The sequence below is a fragment of the Sphingopyxis sp. YF1 genome, from assembly GCF_022701295.1.
Lineage (GTDB): Bacteria > Pseudomonadota > Alphaproteobacteria > Sphingomonadales > Sphingomonadaceae > Sphingopyxis.
In genome coordinates, this window is record NZ_CP033204.1 from 671,483 (window position 1) to 685,839 (window position 14,357).

Annotated in this window: 10 protein-coding genes; 4 read left to right on the forward strand and 6 right to left on the reverse strand. The window is 67.8% G+C overall.

Annotation, left to right across the window (positions count from 1 at the left end; all coding sequences use genetic code 11):
• Position 1 precedes the first annotated feature (1 nt).
• Together EAO27_RS03365 and EAO27_RS03370 are read right to left on the reverse strand one after the other, a co-directional pair.
• Positions 2-448, reverse strand: coding sequence for an Lrp/AsnC family transcriptional regulator (locus tag EAO27_RS03365; RefSeq protein ID WP_242777101.1), 447 nt, complete (start codon positions 446-448; stop codon positions 2-4).
• Positions 448-2,388 (reverse strand): isoaspartyl peptidase/L-asparaginase, encoded by a 1,941-nt coding sequence (locus tag EAO27_RS03370; protein ID WP_242777103.1) that lies wholly within the window; start codon positions 2,386-2,388, stop codon positions 448-450. The genes EAO27_RS03365 and EAO27_RS03370 overlap by 1 nt, the downstream gene beginning before the upstream one ends.
• A 190-nt stretch (positions 2,389-2,578) precedes the next feature.
• On the opposite strand from EAO27_RS03370, the gene EAO27_RS03375 reads away from it, so the two are divergent.
• Positions 2,579-5,338 carry a TonB-dependent receptor gene (locus tag EAO27_RS03375; protein ID WP_242777105.1) on the forward strand — a complete coding sequence of 920 codons (2,760 nt, stop codon included), beginning with the start codon at positions 2,579-2,581 and terminating at the stop codon, positions 5,336-5,338.
• Between the two features lie 49 nt (positions 5,339-5,387).
• On the opposite strand, the gene EAO27_RS03380 is transcribed toward EAO27_RS03375, so the two are convergent.
• Positions 5,388-8,108 carry a winged helix-turn-helix domain-containing protein gene (locus EAO27_RS03380; protein WP_242777107.1) on the reverse strand — a complete coding sequence of 907 codons (2,721 nt, stop codon included), beginning with the start codon at positions 8,106-8,108 and terminating at the stop codon, positions 5,388-5,390.
• Between the two features lie 151 nt (positions 8,109-8,259).
• Here EAO27_RS03380 and EAO27_RS03385 point away from each other — a divergent pair, with 151 nt between their 5' ends.
• Entirely contained in the window at positions 8,260-9,015 is a 756-nt protein-coding gene (locus EAO27_RS03385; protein WP_242777109.1) for a hypothetical protein, read from the forward strand.
• Between the two features lie 155 nt (positions 9,016-9,170).
• On the forward strand, positions 9,171-10,526 hold the full coding sequence (locus EAO27_RS03390; protein ID WP_242777111.1) for a hypothetical protein: 1,356 nt from the start codon (positions 9,171-9,173) through the stop codon (positions 10,524-10,526).
• Positions 10,527-10,549: 23 nt separating this feature from the next.
• Here the strand turns inward: EAO27_RS03390 and gloA are convergent, their stop codons facing one another.
• From gloA to EAO27_RS03405, 3 genes are all read right to left on the reverse strand, one after another.
• A complete protein-coding gene (gene gloA / locus EAO27_RS03395; RefSeq protein ID WP_242777113.1) occupies positions 10,550-11,050 on the reverse strand; it encodes a lactoylglutathione lyase in 501 nt (166 codons plus the stop codon).
• Between the two features lie 146 nt (positions 11,051-11,196).
• Complete coding sequence (locus EAO27_RS03400; protein ID WP_242777115.1) at positions 11,197-11,340, reverse strand: hypothetical protein; 144 nt, start codon at positions 11,338-11,340, stop codon at positions 11,197-11,199.
• 252 nt (positions 11,341-11,592) lie between these two features.
• Complete coding sequence (locus EAO27_RS03405) at positions 11,593-12,246, reverse strand: XRE family transcriptional regulator (RefSeq protein ID WP_242777117.1); 654 nt, start codon at positions 12,244-12,246, stop codon at positions 11,593-11,595.
• Between the two features lie 130 nt (positions 12,247-12,376).
• Here EAO27_RS03405 and EAO27_RS03410 point away from each other — a divergent pair, with 130 nt between their 5' ends.
• Complete coding sequence (locus tag EAO27_RS03410) at positions 12,377-14,356, forward strand: serine hydrolase domain-containing protein (protein ID WP_242777119.1); 1,980 nt, start codon at positions 12,377-12,379, stop codon at positions 14,354-14,356.
• Position 14,357 lies beyond the last annotated feature (1 nt).

Genomic DNA, 14,357 nt, shown 5'->3' on the forward strand with positions numbered 1-14,357 from the left:
TTTATCGTTCGATCTTGGTCGCGAGGATCACCGAGGTCGTGGTGCGTTCGACCCCGTCGAGCAGGCCGACGTCGTCGATCAGTTCGTTGAGCTGAACGCCGTCCTCGGCCTCGAGCATCGCGATAATGTCATATTCGCCGCTGATCGCGTGGATTGCCTGCACCTGCGGCAGCGCGGCGAGTGCCGTTTCGACTTCGCGGTGAAAGCGCGGCAGCGTCTTGATCATCATATGCGCGCGGACGCGGCTGGCGGCGAAGGCGGTGCCGAGGCGGACGGTGTATCCCGCGACGACATCGGCATCCTCGAGCCGCGCGAGGCGCGCGTAGATCGCACCGCGCGAGATGGCCAATTCCTTGGCGAGCTGGGCGATCGTCTGCCGCGCGTCGTCGCGCAGCAGGGTGAGCAGGCGTTCGTCGATCTCGTCGAGACTGACGCCCCCGCTCGCCATCAGTCGGCCAGCTTTTCGTCGGCGAAGATCGCGGTTTGTGGAGCCTCCCCGGCGCGCATGCGGCCGCGATACATGCCGAGGTCGTTGATGGCAAAGGCGGGATCCCCGTCGGGCCCCATCGCGATCAGGCCGCCGTCGCCGCCGATCGCGCCGACCGCCATGATCGTTTGCTGCGCCGCATCCTTCAGGCTTTCGCCCTTCCACGCGACGCGGTCGCAAACCTGGCGCGCGGCGCTTTCGCGGATGAAATATTCGCCCGACCCGGTCGCCGAAACCGCGCACTGGCCGTTTTTGGCATAGGTGCCCGCGCCGATCACCGGCGAATCGCCGATGCGGCCCCATCGCTTGCCGGTCATGCCGCCCGTCGAGGTCGCGGCGGCGAGATGGCCGTCGGCATCGAGCGCGACCGCGCCGACGGTGCCGAACAGATGCGTCGGATCGATCGCCGCCGCCTGCTTCTTGCGCCAGGCGAGCAGACCCTGCCAGCGCTCCTCGGTGCGGAACCAGCTGGGGTCGACCTGTTCGAGCCCCTGTTCGACTGAGAAACGGTCGGCGCCGTCGCGCGCCAGCATGACGTGCGGGCTCCGATCCATCACCGCGCGCGCGAGGTCGATCGGGTGGCGAGTGCGCGTCACTCCGGCGACCGCGCCGGCCTTTTGCGTCTTGCCGTCCATGATCGCGGCGTCGAGTTCATTCTTGCCCTCGGCGGTGAAGACCGCTCCGCGACCGGCGTTGAACAGCGGGTTGTCCTCGAGCACGCGCACCGCCGCGGCGACCGCGTCGAGCGCCGCGCCGCCCTTGTCGAGCACCGCGCCGCCCGTGCGCAGCGCTTCGTCCAGCCCGGCGCGATAGGCCTTTTCCTTTTCGGGCGCGAGCGAACCGCGCTCGATCACCCCGGCTCCGCCGTGGATCGCGAGCGACCAGCGCGGGACTTCGGCGATCGCGCCGGCACGCGCGGCGTAGTTGCGCACGAACACCGGATTGTCGACGCGGCCCGAGGGCAGGTGGATTACCGAGCCCGGACCGACGCCCGTGACCTTGACGCGCGGCGCGTCGAGCGGGCGGCCGGCGGTCGCACCGCGCAGCCCGGCGCCGTCGACGACCCAGGCATAGCCGTCGGGCGCGGTCGCATAGATGCGCCCGCTGCCATCGGGTTCGACCGCGAGCGCGGCGCTTTCGTCGACGCCGAGGCCGAGCATCGCGGGCAGCGCCGGATCGCGTCCGACCTGCGCCTTGGCGACGAAGGCGAAGAGGCGGCCGAGGCGTTCGCGTTCCTTGAAATGGGTGTCGGTGACGATGCCCTTCAAAAGCGCGAGATGGAGGAAATCGCCCTCGATCGTGTTGGCGGGGCCGAGCGGGTCGGCGAGCGCCTCGGGGCTTTTGATGCTGCCGTCGTCCATCGCGCCGTAGAGTTTTTCGCCCTGCATCGCGAGCCCGGCGCTGGTGCCGGCGAGCGGCTTGCCCGCGGCGACATGCGCGTCGAGAATCTCGTTCACCGGCGTGCCGCGCCAGTAGCGCACGTAGCGCGCCTGATCGCCGCCGGCGATGAAGATGCCGTCGGCCTTGCGCAGCCGGTCGAGGATCTTTTTGTCATACGCCTGCGACCGCGCGTGGAAGACGAAGATTTCGGTCGACTGGATGCCGCCGACCTCGTTGAAGAATTCCTCGCCGATCTCCTTTCCATAGGAAGCGCTGATCACGACGATATGGCCGTTTCCGGCCTTCCCGAAGAACCATTTCATCGAATCGACGTTGCGGTCGCCGCCGCCCATCAGCAGCAGCCCGCCCGAAACGGGGCCGGGGGTGGGCGTATCGAGCTTGCCGAACACATAATGTTCGACCGGTTTTTCCTTCGCCGCCTTCGCCGCGGCGGGGGTCAGCGACAGCCCGAGCGCCGCAAACAGCGGCAGCAGCAATCCCCACAGGAGCGAACGCGACATCGACCCATCCTTTCGTTTTCGAACGAGCGCGACGTTACAGAATGTCTACCGTGAATGACAATATGATTTCCGATTCCATCATATTGATTGAAATTATCGACGCTTTCTGGTGGGGTGGATGAAACATCCGGACGCGGCGCGTAGGGCATCGAGTCGGTCCGGACAAGATTCGGGCAGGATAAGGGGTTGTATGATGACGAAATTCGACAAGCGGTCGGTTCGTGTGCTTTTGGCGATCGGCGTCTGCGCACCCGCGCTGGTCGCGCCCGCCTTTGCGCAGGAAGCGGGCAGCGCGGCTGACGCGGAGGAGATCATCGTCACCGGATCGCGCATCCCGACGATCCGCGACCAGGGGCCGTCGCCGGTCACGACGATCGATTCGGACGCGATCCGCGCCAACGGCTACACCAGCGTCCCCGACCTGCTTGCCGCGATGACGCAGAACAGCGGCGAGACGCAGAGCCCGCAATCGGGCAGCAGCGCCGACTTCACCCCCGGCGCGCAGCAGGTCGACCTGCGCGGGCTTGGCCCCAACCATACGCTGGTGCTGGTCAACGGGCGCCGCATCGCCGATTTTCCGCTGCCCTATATCGGCCGCAGCAACTTCACCGACATTTCGAACATTCCGGTCAGCCTGATCGACAAGGTCGAGATTCTGAGCGGCGCGGGATCGGCGATCTATGGTTCGGACGCGATCGCCGGGGTCGTCAACTTCAAGATGAAGGAAAAGCTCGACGGCGTCACGCTCGACTATCGCCACGGCCGCACCGAGCATGGCGGCGGGCTGTCGCACCGCTTCACCGCGACCGGCGGCTGGTCGTCGGGGCGCTTCAACATCGTCGGCGGGATCGAATATCTCGACCAGCGCCCGCTGTGGGCGTTCCAGCGCAGCATCCAGGACAGCACCGAGGATGGTCCGACGGCATCGAGTCGGGTGGCGCGGCGCACCTTCTATCGTGCCGATTACTGGGACGATTATATCACCCCGGAGGCCGGGACGTGCGAACGGCTGTCGGGCCTGAACATGGGCACGATCCAGCAATATAACCGGCCGCGTTACGGCGATTTCTGCGGCAGCAAGGAATCGATCGGCTACGGCACGATCATTTCGGGCCGCAAGGGCTTCAACAGCTTCGCATCCGCATCCTACGAGCTGTCGGACAATGCCAAGCTGTTCGTCGATGCTCAGTTGGGGATCAGCAAGGTCCGGCTGATGTACGACGTCACGAGCTGGGCCTTCGAGCAGTCGTCGAGCAGCGCCGAAAATTATTTCTTCAACCAGTTCACCGACCAGATCGAGGATTGGGGGCGCCAGTTCACGCCGGAGGAAACCGGCGGGTTCGAGATGCAGCGCAGCAAGCAGACGACGTACAGCATCACGCCGGGTATCCGCGGGAGTTTCGGCAAGAGCTGGGACTATGAATTGTCGTTCAACTACAGCCGCTACCAGTCGGTGGTGCGCTGGCCGCAGATCATCAACAGCAAGGCCAAGGATTTCTTCCTCGGTCCGCAACTGGGCATCGATCCCGACAGCGGGTATCCGATCTTTAACGCCGACCCCGCCACGCGCCTCTATCGCGCGTTGACGCGCGCCGAATATGACAGCATCTCGGTCGATACCGTCTATCGGCCGTTCAGCTGGACGAGCAATGCGCAGGCGACGCTCACCAACGGCGAACTGTTCCAGCTCCCCGCGGGACCCGTCGGATTCGCAGCGGTCGCCGAATATGGCAAGCAGGGCTATAACCTCCGTCCCGATCCGCTCGCGCTCACCGACTATTATTACAGCTGGAAGGACAGCGACGGCAAAGGAAAGCGCAGCCACGCCGCGATCGGCGGCGAGGTGCGCGTGCCGGTGCTCGAATTCGTGACGCTGACCGGCGCGGGGCGCTACGACACCTTTGGTTTCGACAGCCGCAACGTCGACAAGTTCACATATAATGGCGGACTCGAAATCCGGCCGACAAACAGCCTGCTGTTCCGTGCTGCCTATGGCACAGCCTTCCGCGCACCCGATCTTCACTATCTCTTCACCGGACCGGGCAATGTCGAGGGCGGGGTCGCCGACTATTATCTGTGCCGCCGCGACGAGCCGGGCGTCGAGATCGAGGATTGCGAACGCGGCGATGAGGGTGTTGTCCTCAACCGCAACGGCAACCGCGACCTGAAGCCGGAAACGGGGCGGACGCTGACGGCGGGGCTCGTTTTTTCACCGTCGTCGCGGCTGCATGTCTCGGTCGATTATTTCCGGGTGACGCTGGACAATCAAGTCAACGATCTCGACACGCGCAAGCTTGTGCGCGACGAAGCCGATTGCCGGCTTGGCGTGACCGAGAATGGTGTCGCCGTCGATCAGAATTCGCCGACCTGCGTCGATGCCATCGCCCGGATCCAGCGCTTCAGCGGTGGTTCGCTGAACGAACGCATTTCGTCGATCCGGATCAACCCGATCAACGTCGCGCGCGAAAAGACGAGCGGGATCGACGTCGCCTTCCGCGGCACGCTGCCGACCAGCTTCGGCGATTTCACGCTGTCGCTGGCGCACAGCCATGTGTTCAAGCACAGCTTTGTCCAGTATCCGGGCGACCCGGTCGAGAACAAGCTGGCGGCCGACAGCGGCTATTACCTGCCGCGCGACAAATCGAACGGCAGCATCAGCTGGGCGCTTGACGGTTTGCGCCTGACGCTGTCGGGCACGCGGCTCGGCAAGCTGCCCAATTATGACGAGGACGCCTTCATCAAGGCGAGCTATCTGTTCAACGCGACGATGCAGTACGACTTCACCGATCATCTGCGCGGGTCGCTGACGGTGAAGAACCTGTTCGACAAGATGCCGGTGAAGGATCCGACCTGGTCGAGCTATCCCTATTACAACACCAGCTGGTTCGACAGCATCGGGCGCAGCGTCTACCTCCAGCTCACCTACAAGCTGGGCGGCGCGGGCCTGTGATCGCGACGGCCGGCGCCGCTACGGGGCGCCGGCCGATCGGTGAAAGGCGCTAGCCGCCGAGCGCGGCGGTCAGATGGGCGACGCGGCGCTGCGCGGCCTGGTCCTGGCCCTTGGCAAGCGTGGCCGCGGCCTTTGTGACGAGCCGTTTCGCGCCCGCACGATCGCCCTGGCCGAAGGCGATTTCGGCCTCGGCCAGATCGACCGCGGCGCCGACGTCGGGATTGCCGATCAGCTGCGCGACAGCGTTGCGGTCGAGCCCGCGAAGCAGCGCGCCAGCATCGGCGAAGCGCCGGTTGGCGATCATGCATTCGGCGGTGAAATAGCGGATCACATGGGTCAGCGGATAATCGGCGCCGAAGGCTGAACGGACCGTCGCCAACGCGTCGCTCGCGATCCCCAGCGCTTCACCCTTGCGCGCCGTCTGGCAGAGCGCCGACGCATAGTCGACCTGGCCGACAAGCGCCTGATGCGATGCGGGTCCGGCCTGCGCGGCGGCGCCCTTCCAGACGCGTTCGGCTTCGCGGGCGGCCGCGTCATAGCGCCCGAGTGCGGCGTAGCTTTCGAAGCGCGTCGAATGGAGGCCCAGCGTGAAGCGGTGGTCGGGACCGAAACGCTTTTGCATCGCGGCGAGGAGCGGGGCGCTTGCGGCGAGGGCTTCGTCGTGGCGCCCGGTCATCGACAGGCTGTTCAGCCAATGCTGCCGCGTGACGAGCGTGTCGGGATGGTCGCCGCCGCGGATACGCGTCGAATCGGCGACGATCGCGCGCGCGACCGGTTCGGCCTCGGCGGCGCGGCCGAGGCGCATCAGCGTCAGCGCCAGCGACGACCGCGCCTTGAGCAATTGTCCCGGCGGGATGCCGCTGCCGGCGGCTGCGCCGATCGCCGCGGCGCGGCGAAACGCCCGCTCGGCGGCTTCGATGTCGGCCATATAGCCATAGGCGCCTTCGGCCGAGGCCAGCGCGAAGCCGACCCGGCCGGCCTCGCCGCGCGCGCCCAGCCGCTGGCGTTCCTCGGCCAGCAGCTTGCCGGCGGCTTCGAGGCGTTCGGGTTGCCCCGAGGTCGCTTCCATATGGATGCGCCCCAGCCGCCCGACCGCCGCGTCGTCGCCCGCCGCCTCGCCGGCCTTGTCGAACAGGGCATCGGCGCGTGCATATTCGGCGCGCGCGGTGTCGAAGTCCGACCGCTGGTGGAAGGCGCGGGCGACCGCAAGATGCAGGCGCGCCGCGACATGCGGCGCGCCTGCGAAGCGCTGGTCGATCTGGCGGCTGGCGCGCTTGATCGCGTCGATCACCGTTTCGTCGGCGCTCGACTTCGCCGGATCGGGGCTGCCGAGCACATCCTCGGCGATGAAGGCATAGCTGGTTTCGGCGAGCTCGCGCGCCGCGACCGCCTTGTCGCGCTGTTGCCAGGCGTAGAGGGCGAGCGCCGAGGTCGTCAGCAGGCCGACGGTCAGGCTGGCAAAGGCGGCGCGCACCCACGGGCGCCGCGCGGCCCGCCGCTCCTCGCGTTGCTGTTGCTCGGCGAGACGCGCCGACCGTTCGGCTTCGCGCGCGGCGGCGGCGCGGCGCTCGGGCAGGCGGTCGAGGCGATCGGCGAGTTCCTCGGCGCTGGCGAGCCGTTCGCCGGGCGTACCCGCGGCGGCGCGCGCGATATCGTCGCGCAGCAGCGGGTCGGCGACACGTGCCTCCCACCCCGGCGCGAGCGTTGCGGAAAAATCGCCGGCGACGAGCTGGTAGAGGATGAGGCCGAGCGCATAGATGTCGCTCTTTGCGGTCGGCATGGCCTCGCCCTCAAGCTCGGGCGCGCGATAGGCGAGGGTGCCCGAACGCGGTTCGTCCTTGCCGAGATCGGTATCGAGCGAGCCGGGGTCGGTGATGTGGTAGCTCGCGAGCACCGCGTCATCCATCAACCGTCCGCTGCCGAAATCGACGAGCCGGACGGTCGGTCCGTCTTCACCCGCGTCGATCAGGATGTTGGCGGGTTTCAGGTCCTTGTGCAGGATACCCATGCCGTGGACCGACGCGAGCGCGCGCGCGATCATCGCGGCAATCGACAGGCGCAGGTCGGGGGCGATCGCGGGCAGCCCGCCTGCCGCTTCGGCCCATGCCAGCAGGTCCTCGCCGCCCCAGGCATATTCGAGGAAGAAGGGCGCGGCGTCGAAATTCCATTCGTGGAGCGCGGGGATCGGGGCGGCCCTGCCCATGCCGGCGGTGAGCAGGCGCGACAGCGCCGCCTCGCGCTTCAGGCTGCGCAGCCGGTCGGGGGCATCGGCGAATTTGAAGACGCGCACCTCGCCGGTCTTTGCCTGACGTGCGCGCCAGACATCTTCGCTGCCGGTGCCGCCGAGCGGCCGGTCGAGCAACCACAGCTTGCGTCCGGGAACGCCGTCGCCCGGCGCGAAGGCAAAGCGCGGGGCGAGCGGAGTGTCGATGCTTTCGACGACGACCGGCGCGACGAAGCGATAGCCGACGCGCGGTACCGTCGCGATGATCGCGTCCGACGCGCCGCCCAGCGCCTTGCGCAGTTTCGAGATCGCGGTGGCGAGCGATCCCTCGACGACGATCACCCCCGGCCAGACGGCATCGAGTATCTCGTCCTTGGTGACGACCTCGCCGGCGCGGAGCAGCAGTTCGTGCAGCACCTCGAGCGGTTTGCCCTCCAGCGCGACGATCCGGCCGTCGACGCGGAGCGCCCAGCTGGCCTCGTCAAACGCGGCATTCGCGAAATGCCACAGGCGCCTGCGCCTGCGCGACGAATGGGTGCTTGCCATCGATACGACCTCCTCCCGCCATCGCTTTAGAATTTCTTGAGAATCGCATCAAGACTTGGGGTGAACCGCGTCGATAGAAGGCGCCGTATCCCGGCGACGGCGTGCCCGAAAGCGCGTGCGGGCCGGGCCGTGACGCAAGGGAGTGCGGGTGATGAAGGGCAAGATTCTGGGTTTCAACGAAGCCGAAGGCGGCGGTGCGATCTCGGCCGAGGATGGGTCCCGCCATCGCTTCACGCGGACCGACTGGCGCGGCGACAAGCCGCCGGTCGCCGGGATGGCGGTCGATTTCGAAAGCAGCGACGGCGCGGCGAAGGAAATTTATCCGGTCAGCGGTGCGGCACTGGCGGCGCTGGGCAACATCAATGTCGACCTGTCGGGGCTGTCGGCATCGCCGGGCGGGGCGCGGGTCGGCGACATGTTCACGCGATCGCTCGCCGCGCCGCTGGCGCTGGTGGTGCTCGCCGCCTGTTTCTTCGAGGCGCTGGCCTTGCCGCGACCGATGACCGGCGCGACGCTGATCGGGCTGGGCGGCGCGATGGACGATCTCAACATGGCCGCGCAGGCGGCGCGCATGATGGGGGAAGGCAAATCGGGGTTCGACACGATGAGCAGCCTGCTGTTCCTGCGCTTCGCCGCACCGGTGGCGGCGCTGTGGCTGGGATGGGTCGCCTGGTCGGGCAAGCCCGAGCGGATACCGATGCTCGTGACCGGGGGCGCGGCGATCGTCGCGGCGCTGCTCGTGGTCATGCTCAAGTCGGCGATCGTTTCGATGGCGCCCGAAGTGGCGCGCGGCATGGTGTCGAACCAGCTCGCGCTGGGTTTCGGCGTCTGGCTGTTGCTGCTGGCGGGCGCCGGGCTGATCGCCGCGGGGCTCGGTTTCATCCGCAATCCGCTCGCCAAGGGCTGATCGCGTCGCGGGGGAGCAGAGCCGCGCGATGACGGGCTTCGATGCGCCGGGTGGATGGCCGCGCATCGCGGCCGCGGCCGGATCCGGGGCACGACCCACCCGGTCCGGTCGCGGCCGATCATGGCGGGGCTGTCCGCCGTTCAGGAGATATTGCCATGCGTAGCCTGTTCGCTTTCCTGTCGCTTGCCGCCTGGTCGGCGCAAGCCGCCGCGGCACCGACCGCGCCTGCCGGAAACCCGGCGAAGGCCTGGCCGCGCGAGGTGCAGGCGGCCTATGATGAACTCAAGGCCGAATGCCGGAGCAGCGGGGGCAAGTTCATCGCTGACCGCCCCGCCTTTGCCACCGAGGTCGAACTGACCAGCGACGGCAAGCCCGACTGGGTGCTCGAATATGCCGCGACGCGCTGTTCGAACGCGGGCTATTCGGCGTGGTGCGGCACCGCGGGCTGCGTGATCGCGATCCTCGGGTCGGGGCCGCGCGGGCTGCGCGAGATTTTCCAGGACAATGTGCGCGGGTGGAGCGCGGTCGACCTCGGACGCGGGCGCAGGGGGCTCGAGACGCCGGTGCACGGCACCGCGTGCGGCGGCGCGGGCGCCGAGGGCTGCGTCGAGACGCTCGCGTGGAACGGACGCAAATGGGACGTGGTCAAGCGCCATCGCTGGACCGACGCCGATTATGCAGCCGATCAGCAGCGGCAGGCCGCGGCGGGGAGCGAAGCGCCGCCGCCGATGCACGAGGCGCGCTGGCAGTTCGCCGGCAGCGGGGCCGGCGCGGTGGCGGCGACCACCGGGCATCCCGAATTCGCGGCGCTCGGGCTGCGCTGCCAGCCGGGCGGCGGGGTCTATATGACCGTCGTCCCGAAGCCGGGGCTGGCGCTGCCGGTGGCCGGGCAACCGTTGCTGATCAACTTCACGGGCAGCGCCAACGGCGACTATGACGCGACGCAGACGCTGGTGCAGGAGCCGGGCAAGGCGGACCTGAGCGGCGCGCTCGATCCCGGTGTCGAGACGCTGCTGGTCGGCGCCGACAGCGGGCTCGACCTGATCGCGAGCGCGAGCGGCGGCGACGAATGGCAGGCGCTCAGCTATATGAACCTTGGCGGATCGACCGCCGCGCTGCGTTCGCTTCGCCAGCAATGCGCCGCCGCGGCGGGTGCGGCCTCGAGCGCGCAGGGGGCAGGGCAGAAGCCCGTCGCGCCGCTGGGCATCCTCGCGGGCTATTATGTGTCCGAGAGCGAGCCGTGCGCCGAGCCGGGATTCGAGGCGATCTTCTATGACGGCCGGCGACTGGGTCTGATCCGGGGCGGCGGCGCGCCGGGCAGCGAGGACGAGAATTTCGTCGGCGCGCTGGGCAAGGTCGAGCGCGCGGGCAAGGCCTTTTTCCTGCCCGACTGGGAGATGGAAATGAAAATCTTGTCGCCAACGCGCATCCAGCTGACGATCCAGGACACCGAGGCGCCGCGGCGCTGGTGCCCGGCCGCGGAGATGCCGGCGAAGTGGCGGGTGCGCTGAAAGGCAGGGGTGTCGCCCCGAAATCAGACGCCGGCGAGGAAATCCCCCATGCGCGCCGACGACAGGATTTCGATCCAGTAGCCGTCGGGGTCGGCGAGGAAGGCGATGCCTTTCATCTTGCCGTCGTCGGGGCGCTTGACGAAATGGGCGCCCATCTCCTCGAAGCGGGCGCAGGCGGCCTCGACGTCGGGCACGCTGATCCCGATATGGCCGAAGCCGCGCGGGTCGCTGTTGCCGTTGTGATAGGGCGACGCGGCCTGCGTTTCGGTCCCCCAGTTATGCGTCAGCTCGAGCGTGGTCTCGCGGTCGAAGATGAAGCGCGCGCGCTCCGCGGGATCGGCGGGCACCGTCTCGCCTTCGGCCAGATAGGCGAGGAAATAGAGCGAGAATTGCATTGCCTCGAAATCGAGCTGCTGGAGCAGGGTCATGCCCAGAATGTCGCGGTAGAAGCGCAGCGATTCCTGCGGATCGCGCACGCGCAGCATCGTCTGGTTGAGCGCGAAGCCGGCGGTCGGGCGGGTCATGCGGGTGTTCCTCTTGTCGCGGGGGCAGTGGCGCGCACCGGCGCGCGGGGACGCCGTACCGCGCCATCGCGGTCGAGGCCAGCCCGGCCTGATGGAGGCGCCCGTCCGCAGGCTCGGGGCTGCGGGGATGGACGGCGCGGTCGGCGCTAAAGCCCGAGCCGTTCCCAGAATTCGCCGGCGCGCAGCGGGCGTCCGGGCGCCGGCGCGGGGCTGTCGAGCCGCCAGGTCGGGTGGGGCAGCGGGGGAATCGGGCGCGGCGCAGCGCGCCGGCGTCGAGCGGGTCGGGCCATGGTCGTCTCCTGTCCGGATCACGAAGCCTGCGTTGTCGCTCGGGATTCGCGCGCTTTAGCCGTTGGTGACGCGGAGCAAGCTGACATCCATCAAAAGCCGCGAGGCGCCCCGGGCCGGCCAGCAGGAGGGGAGAGCGGCCGGTCCGGAACGACTGGGTATTTATCTACCAAAGGAGTTGGGATTTGTCGCGCAAAGCTTCGTTCGGACCCGGCAAGATTTTCTTGCCGGGCCGGGCGGCGCGCCCGCCGCGGTCAGAGCCCGCCTTCGCCTTCGCCGTGCAGGCTCATCAGCGAATCCATCAGCCCGTCGTCGGCGCTGGAACAGACGCCGAGCACCAGCGCCTCTTCGCAGCCGTCGGCGACGACATAGGCGTGGCCCATCGACGAATCGAGGTAGATGCCCTGGCCCGCTTCGAGCACGACGGGGTCGTAATATTCGGTGTGCACCGCCATGCGGCCTTCGATCACATAGATGAATTCCTCGCCCTGATGCCGGACGAGTTCGCCGAATTCGGTCGCGCTGTGCGCGCGGATGCGCGTGATGATCGGGATCATCCGCTTTTGCCGGAGGTCGGTGCACAGATAGTGATAGTCGTAATTGTCGGTCGTCACCCGCACCGCATTGTCGATCGTGCCGATGCTGCGCCGGCCGGTCACGCGCGGCGCGCTCGGCTCGCCTTCTTCGGCGAACAGGTCCGACATGCGGATGTTCAGCCGCTGGCTGAGTTGCTGGAGCTTGTCGTAGCTCAGCGTCAGCCGGTCATGCTCGACCTTGGACAGCGTCGAGACGGGGATGCCCGACTTCGCGCTCATCTCCTTGAGCGTCCAGCGGTTTCGGGCGCGGATTCCGCGCATCACTTCCCCCAGCGTCGGCGGTTTGGTCGGGGTCGTCATCGGTTCGGTCATATCCCATTTGACAATTTTCTAATCAGGATCATTATGTCCCTATTGGGTCATAAGATGTTGATCCTTGGTAAGGGGTCGCGCGGCTCGCCGCAAGGTGCCGTGACGACCACCGAAAAAAGGGGAGGATGCTATGCGTTTCGTTCGCAAGCTGATGATCGGACTGGCGGCCATGGCCGCGCTGCCGCTCGCCGCACAGGGGCCGGTGCAGCCCCCGGCGGCGAAACCCGTCGAAACGCGCGCGACCGCGCCCGCGGCGCCCGCCACGGCGCGCGTGCCGCTCGACGCCGCCGATGTCGAGGCGTGGCTCGACGGGTTCATGCCCTATGCGCTCGAACGCGGGCAGATCGCGGGTGCGGTCGTGGTCGTCGTGCGCGGCGACGGGCCCGTGCTGCAGAAGGGCTATGGTTTCGCCGACGTCGCGAAACGGCGCCCGGTCGATCCGGAAACGACGCTGTTCCGTCCCGGCTCGGTGTCGAAGCTCGTCACCTGGACCGCGGTGATGCAGATGGTCGAGGCGGGGAAGATCGACCTCGACAAGGACGTCAACGCCTATCTCGATTTCAATATTCCGCCCTATCAGGGCAAGCCGATCACGATGCGCCAGATCCTGACGCACACGCCGGGGTTCGAGGAATCGATCCGCCACCTGATGAGCAGCGATCCGAAGGCGGCGATGCCGCTGAAGACCTATGCCAGGGAGGCGCTGCCGGAGCGGGTGTTCGCACCCGGAACGACCCCGGCCTATTCCAACTATGCCACGGCGCTCGCCGGCTATATCGTCGAGCGCGTCAGCGGACAGTCGTTCGACGATTATGTCGACCGCCATGTCTTCGCCCCGCTCGGGATGAAGCATGCGACGTTCCGCCAGCCGCTTCCCGCCGCGCTGAAGCCGCTGATGGCGAGTGGTTATGCGACCGCCGCCGGAAAGGCGAAGCCGTTCGAGATCGTCCTCCCGGCGCCCGCGGGCAGCCTGTCGGCGGCGGGCGAGGACATGGGCAAGTTCATGATCGCGCACCTCAACGACGGCGCCGGACTGATGAAGCCCGAAACCGCGAAGGCGATGCATGATTTCCGCGCGCCCGGCGTCGGTCCGCTCAACACGATGGCGCTCGGCTTTTACGAGCAGCAGGTGAACGGCCACCGCGCGATCGGCCATGGCGGCGACACGGTGTGGTTCCATTCCTATCTGTGGCTGTTCCCCGATTCGGATATCGGCCTGTACATCTCGATGAACAGCGCGGGGAAGGATGGCGCGACGGGGGCGGTGCGCAGCGCGCTCTTCCACAAATTCGCCGACCGCTATTTGCCCGGCACCGACAAGCCCGGCCGCGTCGACGACAAGACCGCGCGCGAACATGCGCAGATGATGGTCGGCCATTATGTCAGCAGCCGCGGCGCCTTCACCAACTTCATGAGCCTGACCGGGTTGCTCGGGCAGGCGCAGATCCTGGTCGATGCCGATGGCAAGCTGCAGTTCCCCGCGCTCGACGGCCTGGGCGCCGGCGCGCGCGACTGGGTCGAGGTCGAACCCTTTGTGTGGCGCGACACCGGCACCGGCGAGCGGCTCGCCGCCGAGGTCAAGGACGGCCGCGTCGTCCGGATGAGCGTCGATGCGGGTTCGCCCTTCATGGTGTTCGAACCCGCGCCCGCGGGCACCAACGCCGCGTGGCTGCTGCCCGCGCTGATGGCGGCGCTGTTCGTCGCGGCGCTCGCCGCGCTGGCCTGGCCGGTGCGCGCGCTGGTCCGGCGCAGCTTCGGCGCCGAATTCGCGCTCACCGGCAAGGCGCGACGCGCCTATCGCCTGTCGCGCCTGTTCGCCTGGCTGGTGCTGGTCGCGGTGGCTGGCTGGCTGGGGCTGATCGCCGCCTTTTCGGCGGACATCGGCGCGGTCGGCGGCCCGCTCGACTGGCTGATCCAGTCGCTGCGCCTGCTCACCCCGATCGCGACCTTCGGGCTGCTCGCGGCTTCGGCCTGGCACCTTGTCCAGACGGTTCGCGACAAGCGCCGCTGGACGATGACGCTCGGTGCGGTTCTGCTCCTGCTCGCGGCGCTGGTGCTCGTGTGGGTGACGATCGCCTTCAACCTCTACGGCTTCGGCCTCGTCTATTGAT

What these genes read in the sequence shown, in the direction of transcription:
- EAO27_RS03365 (WP_242777101.1), bottom strand. Translation starts at nt 448, where the DNA reads ATGGCGAGCGGGGGCGTCAGTCTCGACGAGATCGACGAACGCCTGCTC.
- EAO27_RS03370 (WP_242777103.1), bottom strand. Translation starts at nt 2,388, where the DNA reads ATGTCGCGTTCGCTCCTGTGGGGATTGCTGCTGCCGCTGTTTGCGGCG.
- EAO27_RS03375 (WP_242777105.1), top strand. Translation starts at nt 2,579, where the DNA reads ATGATGACGAAATTCGACAAGCGGTCGGTTCGTGTGCTTTTGGCGATC.
- EAO27_RS03380 (WP_242777107.1), bottom strand. Translation starts at nt 8,108, where the DNA reads ATGGCAAGCACCCATTCGTCGCGCAGGCGCAGGCGCCTGTGGCATTTC.
- EAO27_RS03385 (WP_242777109.1), top strand. Translation starts at nt 8,260, where the DNA reads ATGAAGGGCAAGATTCTGGGTTTCAACGAAGCCGAAGGCGGCGGTGCG.
- EAO27_RS03390 (WP_242777111.1), top strand. Translation starts at nt 9,171, where the DNA reads ATGCGTAGCCTGTTCGCTTTCCTGTCGCTTGCCGCCTGGTCGGCGCAA.
- gloA (WP_242777113.1), bottom strand. Translation starts at nt 11,050, where the DNA reads ATGACCCGCCCGACCGCCGGCTTCGCGCTCAACCAGACGATGCTGCGC.
- EAO27_RS03400 (WP_242777115.1), bottom strand. Translation starts at nt 11,340, where the DNA reads ATGGCCCGACCCGCTCGACGCCGGCGCGCTGCGCCGCGCCCGATTCCC.
- EAO27_RS03405 (WP_242777117.1), bottom strand. Translation starts at nt 12,246, where the DNA reads ATGACCGAACCGATGACGACCCCGACCAAACCGCCGACGCTGGGGGAA.
- EAO27_RS03410 (WP_242777119.1), top strand. Translation starts at nt 12,377, where the DNA reads ATGCGTTTCGTTCGCAAGCTGATGATCGGACTGGCGGCCATGGCCGCG.